The 18122-nt window shown below is 42.1% G+C and carries 13 protein-coding genes; 4 read left to right on the top strand and 9 right to left on the bottom strand.

Annotation, left to right across the window (positions count from 1 at the left end):
* Positions 1-125 precede the first annotated feature (125 nt).
* The 6 genes from ACGE0T_RS13100 to ACGE0T_RS13125 all read right to left on the bottom strand — a co-directional run bounded on the left by ACGE0T_RS13100 (position 126) and on the right by ACGE0T_RS13125 (position 8330).
* Complete coding sequence (locus ACGE0T_RS13100) at positions 126-1817, bottom strand: RagB/SusD family nutrient uptake outer membrane protein (protein WP_459187074.1); 1692 nt, start codon at positions 1815-1817, stop codon at positions 126-128.
* Positions 1818-1833: 16 nt separating this feature from the next.
* Complete coding sequence (locus ACGE0T_RS13105; protein ID WP_459190468.1) at positions 1834-4803, bottom strand: SusC/RagA family TonB-linked outer membrane protein; 2970 nt, start codon at positions 4801-4803, stop codon at positions 1834-1836.
* 11 nt (positions 4804-4814) lie between these two features.
* Positions 4815-5168, bottom strand: a complete 354-nt coding sequence (locus ACGE0T_RS13110; RefSeq protein WP_459187075.1) for an STN domain-containing protein — start codon at positions 5166-5168, stop codon at positions 4815-4817.
* Between the two features lie 36 nt (positions 5169-5204).
* The gene (locus tag ACGE0T_RS13115) at positions 5205-6227 is read right to left on the bottom strand and encodes a FecR domain-containing protein (RefSeq protein WP_459187076.1); all 1023 of its coding nucleotides are present in this window, start codon (positions 6225-6227) and stop codon (positions 5205-5207) included.
* An 80-nt stretch (positions 6228-6307) separates the two neighbouring features.
* Positions 6308-6853, bottom strand: coding sequence for an RNA polymerase sigma-70 factor (locus ACGE0T_RS13120; protein ID WP_459187077.1), 546 nt, complete (start codon positions 6851-6853; stop codon positions 6308-6310).
* Between the two features lie 193 nt (positions 6854-7046).
* Entirely contained in the window at positions 7047-8330 is a 1284-nt protein-coding gene (locus tag ACGE0T_RS13125; RefSeq protein WP_459187078.1) for a DEAD/DEAH box helicase, read from the bottom strand.
* Between the two features lie 128 nt (positions 8331-8458).
* On the opposite strand from ACGE0T_RS13125, the gene recQ reads away from it, so the two are divergent.
* The 4 genes from recQ (at position 8459) to ACGE0T_RS13145 (ending at position 15696) form a co-directional block, all read left to right on the top strand.
* Entirely contained in the window at positions 8459-10288 is a 1830-nt protein-coding gene (gene recQ / locus ACGE0T_RS13130) for a DNA helicase RecQ (protein WP_459187079.1), read from the top strand.
* 483 nt (positions 10289-10771) lie between these two features.
* The gene (locus tag ACGE0T_RS13135; protein ID WP_459187080.1) at positions 10772-13648 is read left to right on the top strand and encodes a fibrobacter succinogenes major paralogous domain-containing protein; all 2877 of its coding nucleotides are present in this window, start codon (positions 10772-10774) and stop codon (positions 13646-13648) included.
* 292 nt (positions 13649-13940) lie between these two features.
* On the top strand, positions 13941-14951 hold the full coding sequence (locus tag ACGE0T_RS13140; RefSeq protein ID WP_459187081.1) for a L,D-transpeptidase: 1011 nt from the start codon (positions 13941-13943) through the stop codon (positions 14949-14951).
* 40 nt (positions 14952-14991) lie between these two features.
* Complete coding sequence (locus tag ACGE0T_RS13145) at positions 14992-15696, top strand: murein L,D-transpeptidase catalytic domain family protein (RefSeq protein WP_459187082.1); 705 nt, start codon at positions 14992-14994, stop codon at positions 15694-15696.
* On the opposite strand, the gene ACGE0T_RS13150 is transcribed toward ACGE0T_RS13145, so the two are convergent.
* From ACGE0T_RS13150 to ACGE0T_RS13160, 3 genes are read right to left on the bottom strand one after another with little or no spacing between them, the layout of a single operon-like run.
* Complete coding sequence (locus ACGE0T_RS13150; protein ID WP_459187083.1) at positions 15693-16280, bottom strand: aminotransferase class IV family protein; 588 nt, start codon at positions 16278-16280, stop codon at positions 15693-15695. The two genes, ACGE0T_RS13145 and ACGE0T_RS13150, sit on opposite strands and share 4 nt — an antisense overlap.
* A complete protein-coding gene (locus tag ACGE0T_RS13155; protein ID WP_459187084.1) occupies positions 16264-17247 on the bottom strand; it encodes an aminodeoxychorismate synthase component I in 984 nt (327 codons plus the stop codon). The genes ACGE0T_RS13150 and ACGE0T_RS13155 overlap by 17 nt, the downstream gene beginning before the upstream one ends.
* Positions 17244-18119, bottom strand: a complete 876-nt coding sequence (locus tag ACGE0T_RS13160) for a carbon-nitrogen hydrolase (protein ID WP_459190469.1) — start codon at positions 18117-18119, stop codon at positions 17244-17246. Before ACGE0T_RS13160 ends, ACGE0T_RS13155 begins: the two co-directional genes overlap by 4 nt.
* Positions 18120-18122 lie beyond the last annotated feature (3 nt).

Raw genomic sequence — 18122 nt, forward strand, 5'->3', positions numbered from 1 at the left:
ATTAAAAGTTCAAAAAGATTGAACTAAAAGAAGATATACCATATGAATAATAACAATTTTACAAAACAGGCAGGAGACTATCTCCTGCCCATTTTATAAATACAATTCTATATCCAAACCAGAAATTAAGGATTCTGAGTTAATGTTCCCGGATATGCATTAATTTCAGATTGAGGAATATATTGAATTGCCAACGGGCTTGTTGCAGGATATTCTATCGTTCCATCGTGAATACCCGGGTACTTACGAACCATCGTATCACCTACACGATACACATCAAATCCACGGTCTGCTTCATATGCAAGCTCCAATTGCCTTTCTTTCATAATCAGCTTATGTGCATTAGTTGCATCCAGAGATTTATACCCCTCACCCGGCAAAGAACGTTCACGTACTTCATTCAAGTCAGACAAAGCACCCTCATAATCATTCAATTTAGCACTTGCTTCGGCACGAATCAGGTAGATTTCACCCAAACGGGAAATAATCGGAGAGTATAAATGAGGATAGCCATCCTGTTTAGAGCATTTATAGCTGAAAAATTTAGGGTTACCCTGGCTTTCCAACATTAAATAATCATAATCACCTTCATACTTTTTGCCATCATATATAATTGAATAACGCTTTCTATTACTATCGACAAGTGTCAACTCATATTCTTTGTTATCAATCGTCGCAATTAACTTACCATCTTTCTGTTTTGTTTCACCTTGACGATAAACATAACTGCTTACTTTTCCATCTGTAGATAATTCTGCCACAAAACGGAATGCAGGTATTTTTTCTCCTTTGTCATCTTCCTTATATTGAGGATGGATAAAAGCTTCACGAGCATCCTTATCTCTTCCTGTTTCATGCAATAAATCCATATATTCTGAACTTGCATATACTTCACCCCAGCCTTGTCCGTCAATTTCCGCATACATACTGCCGATAGGATCGCCCCAATCAGAAACATCAGAAGCAATATATTTTACGGCAAAAATAGTTTCTGTCTGTGAAGCGGCATCCGGTGCAAATTCATTATATCTTTTGAACATGTCATGACTAAGCAATTCAAACGGTCCTTTTGTTATCACTTCATTTGCATAATTATAAGATAACTGGGCATAATCTTTATTCGGATTCTCGAATGTACCGCTCATATACATATACACCTTAGCAAGCAAAGCCTGAGCTGCATATTTAGAGACATAGGAAGCAGAAGTGAAGCCTGACATCAAACCCTCAGCCTTTTTCAAGTCTGACAATACCTGTTCGTAAGTATCCTTAACAGAAGAGCGGTCCGGAAGATTCAAATTAGTCAAGTCTTCAGGCATACCATTTACAATAGGCACACCTAAATTCTTTTCCGGTTGCTGATAATACGGGCGTCCAAACACACGGCAAAGGTAGAAATACATCATACCACGCATATAATAAGCTTCACCTAATTTTTGGTCTAACTCCGGAGATTCTCCTTCTTTAATCATATCCATTAAAGAACTGGTCTGTGAAATAATGTTATAAGCACTATTCCATACAGTTGAAAGTCCGGAATTATTTACCGTATGCTGATATGTAAAATAAGTACCGAACGGGTTCGTCGTAGGTTTGTCTTTACAAACATTATCACTGGGGAACTCACCACAATAATGAAGATGTTCCGATGCTGTTTTCAATTTAGCATAGCATCCATTCAACAAAACATCTACGGCTGCTTCTTTGTCTGACATAATCTTGTCATCCGTATAATAACCATACGGAGCACGATCTATATCACAACTTGTTATCATTGTGGCAACTGCCGCTAATGCCACTATCATTGTTTTTTTCATTCCTTTTTTCCTTTAATTAAAATGTAACATTCAAACCGAACATAAATTTACGAGTCTGGGGATATGGAGCAATAGCCACACCATTCTGACCTGCCTTGCTTGTTTCATTAACAGAAAGCTCTGGATCTATACCAGAAAAACCTGAAACAACAAATAAATTCTCACCAGAGAAGAAGACACGTAAATTGTCAATAAACTGAACCTTTAAAGGAACTGTATAACCCAATGTCAGGTTACGTAAGCGCAAATAACTTGCATCTTCCAGATAGCGTGAAGAACCACGGCTTGACTGGCTCTTATTTCCATATTCAGCTTTCGGATGTGTAGCTATATCACCCGGTTTTTCCCAACGGCTCCAACCACTCTTTAAGTTCATCTGGTTATAATTTACATAAGCGCCATCAGAGTCATACATTGAACGGTCGTAGTTAAAAATCTTACCACCAACAGAATAACCGAATACAGCTGATAAATCTATATTTTTCCAAGATAAGTTTGTTGAGAAACCTCCGTAAAAATCAGGAGTTTGTTTTCCTAACACAACCTGATGCTTAGAAGCCTCTCCGTAACTATTCGTTGTTACACGTTCACCATTTTCATTTGTAGTGTACCACAACGGAGATCCTGTTTCCGGATCAACGCCAGCCCACTCTGTTCCATACCATGTATCTACATCTTCACCCGGCATAACAACTTTATCCATATAAATATAAGTGTTTGTACCAGCATTACCCGTGATAATCTGGGTCTTACCACCATACAATTCTGTTACCTTATTACGGTTCAAACCTATATTAGCGGCGATACTCCAGTTCCAGTCTCCACCTTTCAGGATATCTACATTCACTGATGCTTCAAAACCATTGTTCTTTACAGAACCGACATTACGATATACGCCAGTAACACCCGTAACGCCAGGTAACGGAACATAATACAATAAATCAGTTGTTTTCTTATTATAATAATCCAGATTAATAGTCAATCTATCAAATAAGATAGCATCGATACCCACACCTGCCGTATAGGTTTTTTCCCAAGTAAGATTATCATTCTTTACCTGATAAAGATAAGCCCCCGGATTTCCATTATAACCGGAACCTAAACTATATAAAGTGTACTGAGGATATAATTGTGTCGGACGATTACCAACAGAACCATAGCTGGCACGCAATTTCAATTGCTGAACCCAATCTTTAGCTTTGAAAAATTCTTCCTGATGGATATTCCAACCTCCGCTAACAGAGAAGAAATTACCATATTTGGCATCTTTACCAAAGTTCGAAGCACCATCGCGACGGAATGAGAAAGAGAACAAATAACGGTTGTCATAAGCATAATTCGCATTGAACAAATAAGACTGAACAGCCCATTCACTCTGGCTACCTTTTGTTTTTTTAGGTGTAACAGCCACATCTGCAACAGAGAAACCCGGAGCAAAACTTGCAGCTGTCTGATCCTGGATTTCCTGTGTATAGGCATTCCATTCATAAGCTAAAATAGCATTGACAGAGTGCTTATCGAATACTTTATTGAAACGGAGCAACTGGTTACTATAAATACGGTAATAGGAAGTATTCTTATCCTGCAATAAACCCTGGTCGGCTTTACCGGCTTGAGAACGCGGATCTGAATAATTTTTCAAAGCTGTGCTACCATACTTATAACTATTAACAGAAGCAAAAGTCAACCAATCTGTAAATTTAATATCGAAGTCAAAGTTACCCATGAACTCATAAGAAGTCTTTTTCTCATAGTTCCATTGTAAATCGTACATCGAATTGGTTGCATCGCTATTAATCCAGTTGGACGGTTTGTATTGCTGGATCAGTTCGCCATTTTCATCATAAGGAGAATCCCACGGGAAATTCACATACATAATTGAACCTACATCCTGTTGCTGGTCCATGATATCACTACGCGTACCCCAAACTTTCGGTTTGATTGTCAACCAATCCGTAGCTTGATAATCTACGTTGAAACGCAAATTATAACGCGTATAATCATATCCTTTTACAGCACCGTTTTCATCATATATACCGATAGAAGTATAGGTTTTGATTTTATCGGAACCACCGGAAACAGATACATTATAATCCTGTGCTAATCCCAGATGGGTACCTTCTTTCCACCAGTCAAAATTACGATTACGTAATTCCGGTACAAAATAGGAAGGAATAGCTTCTTTATTAGCGAATGAGTTATAATAATCATATAACTCTTCACCATTCATCATATTCAAGTTTCCACGATGTAACTGGTTAACACCTAACTTAACAGAAGCATTGATAGAAGCTTTTCCGGATTTGCCTTTTTTCGTAGTTACAATGATAACACCATTAGCTCCCTGAGAACCATAAATCGCAGTAGATGCAGCATCTTTCAAAATAGACATTGACTCAATATCGGCAGGGTTCAAACTGCCGGCACTGCTACCGACAATAACACCATCAACAATCCATAGAGGATCAGTACTACCATTAACAGTAGATTTACCACGAATCACAACTTTGCCAGAAGCGCCCGGCTGTCCGCCACCACTCATTACATATACACCGGGAGCTTTGCCTGACAGAAGGTTCTCAACAGAAGGTGTCGTAGCATCCAACAATTTATCGCTGGATACAACTTGCATCGCACCTGTCAAACTTTCTTTTTTCTGAACAGTATATCCGACAACAACTACTTCTTCAAGATTTTGAGTGTCTTCTTTAATTTTAATGGTCATATTGCTTGTAGCTTTCATTTCTACAGGCAGATAACCAATATATGATACCGAAATTGTAGCTCCGGCTGGAGCTTCAAGGTCAAACTTACCATCCAAATCCGTACTTGTTCCGTTCATAGAACCTTTCACAAGCACATTTGCTCCAATTACAGGCTCTCCGGTCGTTGCATCAACAACAACCCCTTTTATTTTTATAGTCTGCTGGGATACTTCGCTAACAGAGGGTTCACTTTGTTTAGAATTAATTTTGTAAACGATAATTCGGTTATCGTTTACAATAAAATCAGCATGCTGATTTTATTGTAAACGATAATTCGGTTATCGTTTACAATAAAATCAGCATGCTGATTTTTTAATGCGGTTTTCAAAATATCTTCGACAGAACGGTTTTCCATGTTCAAGGTAACCTGTTCGTCCAGATTAATGTCATTATTCCGAATAAGGAAAGTGTAATTAAACTTGGCCTCAATCTGATCAAAAAGGGCTCTCAATGTTGTGCTTTCCGTTTGGACAGACATCGTTAGTGTCTGGATATCGGACGCATAAGCGTTCACTGGGATTAACGGAGAACCAGCCAACAAGCATGCTGCCACCATCCATTTTCCAGACTTCTTTAAATAATTCATTTCCATGAAATGTTAGATTTGTTAATAATTAAGCATTTATTTATCTCCAATAATAATAGTATCACCTTTGCGCATCCAAACATATTTTTTATCCATATCGATCTCCCTCATTATATCCGAGAAAGAATAATCCAATGAAAAACTGCCTGTAAAAACTTCGTTTGGAAGAAAAGAGCTTTCTATAATAATATGTACATTAAATCTGCGTTCCAGATCTTTTGCTATTCTATCGAATGTTTGATTCTCAAACTGTATTTTTCCTTTTATCCAAGTATATGTATCACAACCTTTCACATCCTGTATTTTCAAAGTCTTTTCAGCCTTATTATAACTCAACTGTTCATTAGGATAAAGATTTATATCATTACTTACAGTTGCATCATCACTATTCACATGTACATGTACTTTACCGGATACCAAAGAAACCTGCGTATTTTCTTCATCTTCATAAGCTTTCACATTGAAGTGCGTTCCAAGAACACGGATATCCAAATGCGATGATTTTACAATAAAAGGTTTTAGAGAATCATGTGCGACTTCAAAATAAGCTTCTCCCTTCAATTCCACTGTACGGGCACTTTTATTAAAATCAGTACTGTATCTGAATGTCGAACCGGCATTTAACCAAACCACAGACTGGTCCGGAAGAACCATTTTGGTACTGCTTCCCATCGGGACAGTTGTTTCACAATAAGAAACAGTCTCTTTATCCTTCTGCATGTATTGCCCGGCACGGAAAAAGCCAAAGTTCACAACGAATAATAAAAGAACTGCTGCTGCAATTTGATACCATTTACTGCGATTTGATAAGAAGAATTTACTTGTTTGCTTTTTAAGTGTGGACGGAGTAGTAAAATAACGGGAAAAATCTTTTTTTGCCTGAGCTGAAAAGTAAGGCACATGAGCTATCGCCCAAAAATCAACAGCATCAGAAAACATTTTCTGATGTGCGTCATCCGCATTAATCCATGCAAGTAGTTCTTTCTGTTTCTCTTCTGATAACTCCCCGGCAAGGTAGTCATATATCAGGCCTTCTATGTCTTTTTCTGATTTCTCCATATATATTAAAAAAACAGATTTGTTAACACTGTTTCTAATATATACACATCAATCAGTCATTCCGTTTAAGAGAAATACGATTATTTTTCAAAAAAATTAAATATAAGAAGAAATAGATAATAATAATTGCCTAAAGTCTCTTTCATCCGGGCTAATCCTATCTTAATCTGTACACGCACGGTACTCTGACTGATATGGTTCATTTGAGCAATTTCTTCATATGACTTATCCATATAAAGATACTGGATAAATATATTACGGCATTTTTCAGGAAGAGAATCTACAGCTTTATATATTTTTTCTTCCAATTCCTTATTTTCCAGATAAGCTAACGGATGGGAAGCGGAAGAAACCTGTTGCTCCTGTATTGTTAATAATTGTTCCTGGACATCAGATAAAGGAACTTCTTCCAACCGCTTTTTGCGTAAATAATTCAGGCTACGGTTTTGTACGGAACGAACCAGATAAGCATTCACCGGATAAGTAAGTAGAGAAGAGTTATTCCATATATTTAAAAACACATCATTTACGATCTCTTTTGCGACCTCCGGATCATAAACATATTTTGTTGCCACAGCACATAAATAGACATAAAAAGTCATATAAAGCTGTTCGAAAGCTTTCATATCACCTTCATTTATGCGGTCTATTATATTTTCTTTTATTTCAAGCACTAAAATATTTATGATATAGCATTGGACACACTTCTGCAAAACTAAGAATTATATTTTAAAACTTTGCAACAAAATGAATATCAAATGCCATATCTTTATTTATCTTTCAGGGAATAGAAAACTAATCCTCACTCTATTTTCAGAGTTATTTCCGCTTCGGTTTAGCCGCAGTATTGCCTGCCGCCCGTTTTTTATTCCTCCAATAAGACCCGTCGCGTTTGCTTCCAAACATATTCCTGCGTTTAGATTCATCTTTAATTGCTTTTTTCTTTTCAGCCACAGCTACTTTTACTTCTGCTGTTTCAAAAGCATTTCCACCTGCTACCTCGATTTCTTTACCAATCAGTTTCTGTATATCTTTCAAGTAAGGAACTTCTTCCACGTCACAGAAAGAAAAAGCCACCCCGTCACGTCCTGCCCGACCGGTACGTCCGATACGGTGTACATATGTCTCGGGAACATTGGGCAATTCATAATTGATAACATGCGAAAGATGGTCTACGTCAATCCCCCGGGCTGCTATGTCCGTGGCGATTAATACACGGGTTGTATGGTCCTTGAAGTTACTCAAAGCTCTTTGACGGGTATTCTGCCCTTTGTCGCCATGAATTGCTTCGGCTCCGATGCCGGACTTATTCAATACGCGTGCTACTTTATCCGCACCATATTTGGTCCGGGTAAAAACTAATACGGACTCCAAGGCTTTGTCTTCCAAAAGTGTCTTCAATAAATTAACTTTCTCCGCTTTTTCCACATAATAGACATATTGTTCTATTTTATCTACGGTAGAAGAAGGAGGCGTAACTTCCACCTTTTCCGGTTCATGCAAGATAGAGCTTGCCAGACGTTCTATCTCCGGAGGCATAGTAGCCGAGAAGAAAAGAGACTGCCGCTTTTTAGGAAGAAGAGGCAATATTCGCTTAATATCATGGATAAAGCCCATATCCAACATTCGGTCTGCTTCATCCAAAACAAAATAGTCTAATGTTTCCAACCGGACAAACCCCTGGTTAATCAAATCCAGTAAGCGTCCGGGAGTTGCAACCAGCACATCCACACCTCTCTCCAGAGCATCCGTCTGAGGTTTCTGTCCTACACCGCCGAAAATAACAGTATGCCGTACATGCGTATGCCGGCCGTATGCCGTAAAACTTTCGCCAATCTGAATAGCCAGTTCGCGGGTAGGCGTTAAAATCAAGGCTTTTATACCCGGCTTGCGTCCTTTACGATACTGAGCTTCTATCCGTTGGATAATAGGTATGGAAAATGCCGCAGTTTTACCGGTTCCAGTTTGTGCACAACCTAATAAATCATAACCATCCAAGATAACAGGTATTGCTTCAGCTTGTATAGGGGTTGGGGTTTTATAACTTTCTTCTTCAAGAGCCTTCAGTATCGGCTCGATTAATCCTAATTGTTCAAATGTCATGTTAAAAAAATGAGCCGTCCCGGCTCCTTAAATAAATAATGCCACAAAGATAGGTAAAATCCCGTCACTACTCTAATTATTTTCTATATTTGCACGCTATGAACAAATAAGTACCCCTTCTATAATATATGAAAGAGTTACTGCAACTTCTTAAACGATTTTTTGGATATACATCATTCCGACCCTTACAAGCAGAAATCATACAATGTATTTTACACAAAAAGGATGTACTTGTATTAATGCCTACAGGGGGTGGTAAATCGATCTGTTTCCAATTGCCGGCTATTTATCTACCGGGGACAGCAGTTGTTGTTTCCCCGCTAATCGCTCTCATGAAAGACCAGGTAGAAGCCTTGATTGCTAACGGTATTCCGGCAGCTGCCCTCAACAGCATGATGCCTGAAGAAGAAAGACATCGCGTCCGTCAACTCTGCATACAAGGCAAAATCAAACTTCTTTATATCTCGCCCGAAGGCATCATGGGGGAATTGCATTGGTTATTACAGCGGATGGACATATCACTGATAGCCATCGACGAAGCACACTGTATCTCCCATTGGGGACATGACTTCCGTCCGGAATATACACAACTGTCCGTACTAAAGAAGAATTTCCCGAAAGTACCGCTGATAGCACTCACCGCCACAGCAGACAAAGTAACCCGCACGGACATTGTGGAACAATTAAAATTAAACGAACCGGAAATATTTATTTCCTCATTCGACCGCCCGAATCTCTCACTCACAATCCGCAGGGGACTAAATAAAAAAGAAAAGATAGCCGCTACCGTCCATTTTATAAACAAACACCATCGCCAAAGCGGTATTATCTATTGCATGAGCCGCAACAGCACGGAAGACCTTGCCGAAAAGTTAGCAGACTACGGCATACGTGCCGTAGCTTATCATGCCGGCCTCCCTCCCATGCAACGTGAAAAAGCACAAGAGGACTTCATCAACGACCGTGTAAATGTGGTCTGTGCCACTGTAGCTTTCGGCATGGGGATAGACAAAAGTAATGTCCGCTGGGTTGTTCATTTCAATATGCCTGCAAGTATAGAAAATTACTATCAGGAAATAGGGCGTGCCGGACGCGACGGGGTGAATAGCGATACCTTATTGTTTTATTCGGTAGGCGACTTGGTAATACTCCGTCGTTTTGCCGAAAATAGCGGGCAGAAGGATGTAAACCTGCAAAAGCTGAACCGGATGCGCCGTTACTGCGAAGCGGATATTTGCCGCCGTCGTATCCTGTTGAGTTATTTCGGGGAAGAAGCGGATAAAGATTGCGGAAACTGCGATGTATGTAAAAACCCTCCCCAACGCTTCGATGGCAGCGTGTTAGTGCAAAAGGCACTAAGCGGCATCTTCCGTACCGGTCAGTTTGTAGGGATGTCCGCTTTAATAGATATCCTCCGTGGCTCCGAAAAAACAGAATTGATAGAAAAGGGATACCATAAACTAAAAACATTTGGAGTAGGAAAAGACCTCAGTTACAAAGAATGGAAAGAATATCTTTACCAGATGCTGCAATTAGGCTATATAGAAATCGATTATATCTCGGCGGGCAGGTTAATTGTAACTCCTTTAGGACGGAAAATCCTTTTTGGAGAACAACCGGCACTTCTTACCGTATTCAAGGAAACCAAAGATTTTGCACTGCCTATGAAGAGAGGGGGATATAAATATCAGCCCATACGTCCTATCCAATCCGATAATATCGATACCACCTTACTGGATTCCCTGCAACAGCTTCGCAAACAAATTTCGGAAAAAGAACATATTCCTGCTTATGTACTTTTCTCTGACGACGCTTTGGAAGACATGGTAAACAAAAAGCCTGTTACACTGGATGCTTTCAGCGAAATACGGGGAGTCGGGCAGTTAAAACTGGATAAATACGGAAAAATATTTGTTGCTTTAATCCGCTTCGTGCTCAAACTGCCGAAAGAATCCTGACAAAAATACAAATACAAAAGTATTAAATACCAAGGGGACTATCCGAACAAAAAGTTGAAGATAGTCCCCTTTGACATATTTCTATTTGGATGCTCATTCGGGAGCATTTCGTACTAATATATCTTTAGAGGGTGACAATACTTATTGAATAACCTTTCTTGAATCTTTATTTAATAAGTTCTGTGTAGACTACGTTAAACTTGACAAATATATAAACTAATTATCAGATATTATTTCACAAATCCTTTGATTTTTAAGACATAACACTTATAGAATCACCCCTAAAACCCTGAAAATATATGATTCGTAACTGCTTTCACGGAATGATTTTTTTGTTTACCCTAATATTTAACGTAGTCTACACAGAACTCACAATTATCTCTTATTAAAAGCAAACATATGGTTAAATAGTTATCAGATATGAATCAGACACCACAAAAAAATAGGGTAATAACAAATACAAACAATTAAATATATATGGATATGAAAACAAAGTTACAAGGTCTATGTCCCCCTATCAGACCGGTGCAGGCACTCGCGGCAAGTGTATATCTGCTTGCCGTGGTGCTATTTGCCTCCTGTACGACGGAAGCGGACAAATATGACCGAACACACACAGACGGAACAAACAGTACAAACAAACGCGAAGTGCTTCTTTCTTTTAAGAACAAGCTCACAGTAAAGACAACCAAAGCGGAAACAAAAGCTACAACTAAAGCAGATGTTCCCATTGCTACCGAGGCTGAGAACGAAATCGCTACGCTCGATGTCTATGTATTCGGAGCGAAAGCAGAAGGCGATGCCTATACCTTCCGCGAACGGTTCTCCTACCGGCAGGATGGCTCGGCACTTCCCGCAGGAGCAAAGGAATTGAACCTTACACCAACTACGGATAATGCTACCACTACCGCACTGCTGGAACTGCAAAAAGGGCTGTTTGTCCGCCTTTACTGCATTGCCAACCAAACGGAACTCATTAATCCGGTCGGTGGTAATCCGGTAACAGATACCGATTTCGACCCGCTTACTTATAATATAGAAACGGGAGTCCTGACAGACGGCAAACCGACCGAACTACAGTTCCGGAAGTTCCATTCACCATTACTGACAGATGCATCTCAGGCATTAGGGTTACCTCTCCCGATGACTGGCGCACAAACAACACCTATAGACTTGACAGACTTCGGTTCCTCGGCGCGTGTGCAGGTGGGTTTTAAGCTGACGCGTACAATGGCCCGTTTTGATGTAAGCAATATAGAAACTGAATCCAAATTCCATCTGGAATCCATCTCGATGGGGAACGGACGGAGAGGAACCACCTTCTTCCCGGTTAAGGTATATGGCGCTGCCACAGCGACTGCCGGGGAGTTAATCACTTATCCGGCATGTGCATTTGAGGGAGATAATGCCAATACAGGTTTGCAGGTGTCTGCTTTCTATAGCTACCCAAGCCCCTTGGAAGATAAAGCCTACCTGATTCTGAACGGTACTTATCAGGTAAACCAAACAGAGACAAAAGAAGTATCTTATCAAATCCCGTTTATCCAGAAAACCGCTGACGGAGGCTCTGTTGAGTTGGAAATCAACCCAAACCACCGGTATACCATCGGTATCACAAAAGCGGACGAATACCATCTCGACTTCACGCTAAAAGTCGACGATTGGAATGACGCCGGCAGTCTGGACGACTACAACCCGAATGAAGGTGGAAATTCCTCAGGCATGACATTCTCTACTCCGGACGCTTATAAAGGCAGAACCATTTATGATGCACATACCCGTACTGTTACCATGGCTGTGGAAACCGGCAGTAACTTTAACCTGGACTTCAATAGCAACACGCCATTGAGCGTAAAGAAAACGTATGAAGGAGGACTTTCCGCCCAACAATATGACTGGCTGGTTGTGAGCGAACCGGTAGAAGCAACGACTAAAGCAACCGTTTCCGGTTACCAATATAACTTAAGTCTGAAACCGGGATACGGCACGAAACAGTACCCCAAAGCTATCCTGCGTTTTATGGATATAGTAAGCGGAGATGAAACCGTTGTCTTTGTCGAATCAAACTTCCAAAGTCCTGTACTGACCTCTCAGGCATCCATCACTCTCGATGCAGAGGCGAACAACGATATCCCCTCTATAACGATTACCGGTAATTGTATCGGAGGTTCCACCCTGGAAGGTCCCGAATGGCTGACCTATGACAAAACAGAGTGCCCAACCGATGATTTCTCTTATACTGTGAAACTCGACCCTTCCAAAAGCGGCTTCCCTACCACCGTACCTGCCGACCAGACGATTAAAGTCATCAATGGGCTGGCAAAAGATAAAGAAACACCTGTTACGGTAAGTTTCAGTGAAGCGACAGCCTGGTTAGCGGAAGACCTTGCAGGACAAGATGAGAAAAACGACTCGTATGGTTACCGGGTGGGAACAAATGGTAAAACGATGACTGTTTCTTTCTATGGTATGTTTGTCACCCCGGAATTATCGACTTCCTATGACGGTACTTATTGCAACTCAAAAAACGGAGGAAACACCTGGCTGAATAGTTCCAGATTGATAAAAACAGAAATTGGCAATAACCGCCGCAAATATACTTACGACATAGTTGTGACCAACTCAAGCGGAACTGATGCCGAGTACCAACTTCATAAAGCAACAATGAATATCAAACATAACGGAAATACAGTCAAATCATACACCATCTGGCGTGGCGCTTCTTACTATGGCTATCCGACAGGAGAAGGCAGCCCGTATTATACGGCTATCAAGAAAGGAGGTAGATGGTGGGCTCCCGTCAATTGCGGGGCTACCCGTGTGGCACAGGCTGGTGACGGATGGAATGCGATAGTTGCCGGTGCAGGCAATATGTATCAATGGGGACGTGCCGACTATACCAACCACGGTAGTTCTACGACTTCTGGCCCTACAAGTAATTCCAAACCCAATAATCATATTTTTTATTATTCCCCCAATCACCCCGGCGACTGGTTAACTTCTCAAAATAACTCGTTATGGAACGGCAGCAGGAAAGGGACAAACGACCCTTGCCCTCCGGGATACCGTGTGCCAACAATAGATGAATTGAAATCTATCGGAAATGCGAATAGTTGGGGAAGCGGTCTATTTAAAGTAAATGCAGATAGTGGTTATCCTCAACTTATCTTACCTGCAGCGGGTGGTCGCAGTAACTTTGATGGTCTGTCCAATAGCCAGGGTACCCAATGTAACTGCTGGTCGTCGTCGGTTCCGTCGGGTAGTACAGACGCCAGTTACATATTTGCCATCGATGCAACGTTGAAACAAGGAGCATGGCCCAGGGCGAGCGGATTGTCTATCCGGTGTATCCGGGAATAAAAATCCGGATGAAGCTCTCCTCCACCGTTGGAGGCAGTGTTTATCCAGTACCGGAGACGGAACTCATCCAACGTTAGGGAAGAGCATTCCCTAATACTGGGGAAGAGCGTTCCCTAATGGCTGGGAAGGGCTTTCCCTAACGGCAGGGAAGCTGTTTCCCCAATGGCTGGGAAATTTCTTCCCGGCCATTGGCTATTTATAGCAGCAAGAGTAAACAAATGTTTCTTTATCTTTGTTCGTTTTAATATAAATCATACTTTTATCCAACAGAAACAATATCAGAACATACAAAATGAAGATAAGCTCCGTATTTTTGCTTCTTGCTTTTTTTGCCTTCTCCTTTTGTTCCACAAAACCGGACGCAGCAAAAAACGAAAATCCCATAACAGACAGCCTGACGGTTGTTGCAGAACCCAAAGCGATAGATACCGTTCCCCCTCCCATTATCATCACAATAGAAAAAGAACTTCTCTATGATAAACATACCTTAGCCGACAGTTATCCGTATAAAGATACCACCCGCCAGTTCCAATGGGATAAAATACGCGAACGTCTGGCCCTGCTCGAATCCATTCAATACAAACCTGCACAATGGGCTATCCTGCAAAACTACAAAAACAGGAACGGGGAAGCCCCGCTTGTCCACAAGTTCCGCAGGGATGCTTACAAACGTGTGTCCGATACGTTGGGTGTCGAACGCTACCAGTCTGTCCCCCTCTACCTGCCAACCGATACGGTAACGGCAGAACGCTATGGACGAGACGGTTCGCTGGTAAAACTTCTTTCGGACGAAGGCAGGCTGCGCCTTATCGAAACAGTTAATCCGGACGAAAAATGGTTCGCTCCCGAAAAATATATCAAGACAATCCCGGATACGGTCGTATTTAAGAAGGCCATCTTCGTAGATGTAACCAACCAGAATATTGCCACACTCGAACATGCCGGTTCCAAATGGCTTGTCAGAAGCATGAATCCGGCAACAACGGGGCAGCATCGTCCCCCTCATGCACAGGAAACGCCTCCGGGCATGTACGTGGTACAAGAAAAGAAGTCGCGGATGATATACCTCGTAGACGGTTCCAAAGAAACCGGCGGGTTTGCTCCCTATGCCAGCCGTTTCACAAACGGAGGATACATACACGGGATTCCGGTCAATGCCCCCGGAAAATCGCTCATCGAATACAGTTCAACGCTTGGAACCATCCCGCGCTCCCATATGTGCGTACGGAATGCTACCTCGCATGCTAAATTTATTTATGATTGGGCACCTGTAAATGAGGCAATTGTTTTTGTTTTTGAATAAAAACACTAACTTTGCGCCAATCTTTTTTCCCTTTGTTTTTATGTTATTACGAATCTGTTTATATCTGTTTCTTTTATTTCTTCCGGTAAATTATTCAATAACCAGAGGCTCTTCCGCGTCGTTGCCTGCCGATCCGTCTGTTGCCATACAGACCGAATGTAGGAAGCTTTACACGGATATGGGGTTGGAAGACATTGTAAATTATACGGCTTTTGAACAGATTATCATAGGCAGCAAAACAATAGAGCGCCCCAACAAAGACATTATCACACTGATTGATTTTACCAAACCGTCCACCGAGGAACGACTTTATGTGATGGATGTACGCCACAAAAAGCTGCTGTTCTCTTCTGTTGTGGCACATGGCAAAAACAGCGGGGGAAATTATGCGACCTCCTTCTCCAATGTAAGCGGTTCTTACAAAAGTTCACTCGGTTTTTATGTAACGGAAAATACCTATCAGGGCAAGAACGGATATTCCCTCATCCTCAACGGACTGGAAAAAGGGATTAACGACAAAGCCAAAGAGCGTGCCATCGTTGTACACGGAGCAGCCTATGCCAATCCCTCCGTTGCCGCATCCAGCGGACGCCTGGGTAGAAGTTTCGGTTGCCCCGCCCTTCCGCAATCCCTGACAAAACCTATTATCAATATGATTAAAAACGGTACGCTACTGTTTATCTATGCGAACGATAAAGGTTATCTGGCAAGCAGCACCATCCTTTATCCCGGACTTACAGCTTAATCTATATTCCCAACAGGAAATTCTATCTCTCCAAACTCTATCATCGCATTAAACAAGCGGATACGGGAATAGAGCTTTAAATCATCGACCTTTATTTCAGACGGAAACAGTACTCCTTCATCCATAAGCGAAGCCCGTTTGGTTCCCTGCAATAGCGGACAGGACGGGGTAAGCCAACGCTCTCCATTCCAAAGCGCTATATTGCAAATGGATGTATCGGTAAGCAAACCGTCCTGCACAATTAACACATCATCGGCAACTCCACGGGAAGCAAACAACCGATTCAAGGCATCACGGTCCGTACTCTTATACCGATAGCAAAGAGCATTATCTTCCACAATATGCAGAGAGGATACCGGACGGATAGCATAAGGAGCATACTCCACTTCCACAATTTCCTGTTCGTACACGACACGGCATTTAGTCCTGTCCTGATAGGCTTCAGGATGGATATAGTCCGACAAATCAAGCTTATCCGATGCTTGGAAGATATTTCGCCGTGTTTCATTCATTCTCCGGTTATGGTACGGTAAATTATAAATCCGTCCGCCTTCTATCCGGATGGTTTCAATATATCGGGACATATATTTTCTGTTTCATTTCGTTATATTCGCTGCCGCAATCACTCCGGGACGTAATGCCTCCCCCACTTTTGAACAGGAACTGTTCGCCCTGCTTTTCCAGAAAACGTATCATCACGGCACTGTCCAGTTGTATTCCGTCGAAATAACCCGCCACACCGGTATAAAAACCCCGCTCATAGGTTTCCGCCTCCGCTATAATCTGCATCGTTTTCTTTTTAGGAGCCCCGGTAATGGAACCGGCAGGCAAAAGACGGAACAGATATTCCCCCAGGCACGACTGCCAGCCTTCCGGCAACCGTCCCCGGATTTCGGAGCTTACCTGCAATAAACGTCCCTTGTTTGTTTGCAGTTCATCGATATAACGGTAACGGGAAACGGTTACTTCCTCCGAAATCATACTCAAGTCGTTCCGGATCAGGTCTACGATAGTTGCATGTTCAGCCGTTTCTTTCGGATCATCCAGTATCCGCTGCCGGGCATCGGGCAAGGTAGCATCTATCGTCCCTTTCATCGGATAGGAATACACAAAGCCATCACGCATTTGCACAAAAATCTCTGGGGAAAATACGGTAAACGCATCTTTTACCCGGAGCTTATAACGGGCTTTAGAACGGTAAAAAACCTCATCCAATGTAAGGTTTGTCCGAACCGGAGTCGAGCAGGTTAAGTTTACCAGATAAGAGTTTCCGGCATGGATAGCATCAGCTACCTTACGAAAAGAGGCGGCATAGGTCTCCTCTGAAACAGGAAATGTATCCCAGTCGATTGTTTTATCCGGGGAAAAAACGGCATCCTCAGCATTCGTATAACCATTCAAATTATATAATACTTCGGAAGGGTTTACTTTATCCGTTTCCTCAACCCAGATACATTCCTGCTTGTAATCAATAATAAAAAGAAATTGCCGTCCAGCTTTTCCCAACCGGTTCATTTGCTCGACGGCTTCCGTACGATTCAAGAAATTCATAGAAGAAAACGCTCTGTCAGTCCTCCAAAGGCATCGATACGGCGGTCACGGAAAAACGGCCACCAGCGGCGGACATTTTCGCTACGTGTTTTATCGATGGTAACCACCTGTACTTCCTCCCGGTCATTTGAAAATTCGGTAATCAGTTCGCCCTGCGGGCCTGCCACAAAACTATTTCCCCAGAATCGGATTCCATTCGTTTGCCCTGAAGGGTCTGTTTCATGTCCCACACGGTTTACCGTTACTACATGCAAACCATTCGCTACGGCATGTCCGCGCTGAACAGTTACCCAGGCACCTAACTGGCGTTGTTTCTCTTCTTCGGTATCGCTGCTTTCCCAACCGATAGCAGTCGGATAAATCAACAGTTCGGCTCCCTTCATAGCCATCAGGCGGGCAGCCTCGGGATACCACTGGTCCCAGCAAACCAAAACACCCAACTTACCGACAGAAGTTTCTATCGGCTCGAAGCCCAAGTCTCCCGGAGTAAAATAAAATTTCTCATAATAGGCGGGGTCGTCCGGTATATGCATTTTACGGTATTTACCGGCAATGGTTCCATCTTTCTCAAGCACTACCGCTGTATTATGATACAAACCGGGAGCACGTTTTTCAAAAAGAGAAAGGACAAGCACGATTCCCAACTCTTTTGCCAATGCCCCGAAAGTCTCTGTGGAAGGGCCGGGGATGGATTCTGCCTGGTCGAAAACCTCCGTATTCTCTGTCTGGCAGAAATAAAGACCATTATGTAATTCCTGTAAAACGACCAGCTCGGCACCTTGTGCGGCACAGGTACGTATATTTTGTTGTAATTTGGCGATATTGGCAGCACGGTCGCTGCTGTTCGATTGCTGGACTAATCCTATTTTCATCAC

It is taken from the genome of Parabacteroides sp. APC149_11_2_Y6 (assembly GCF_054506995.1).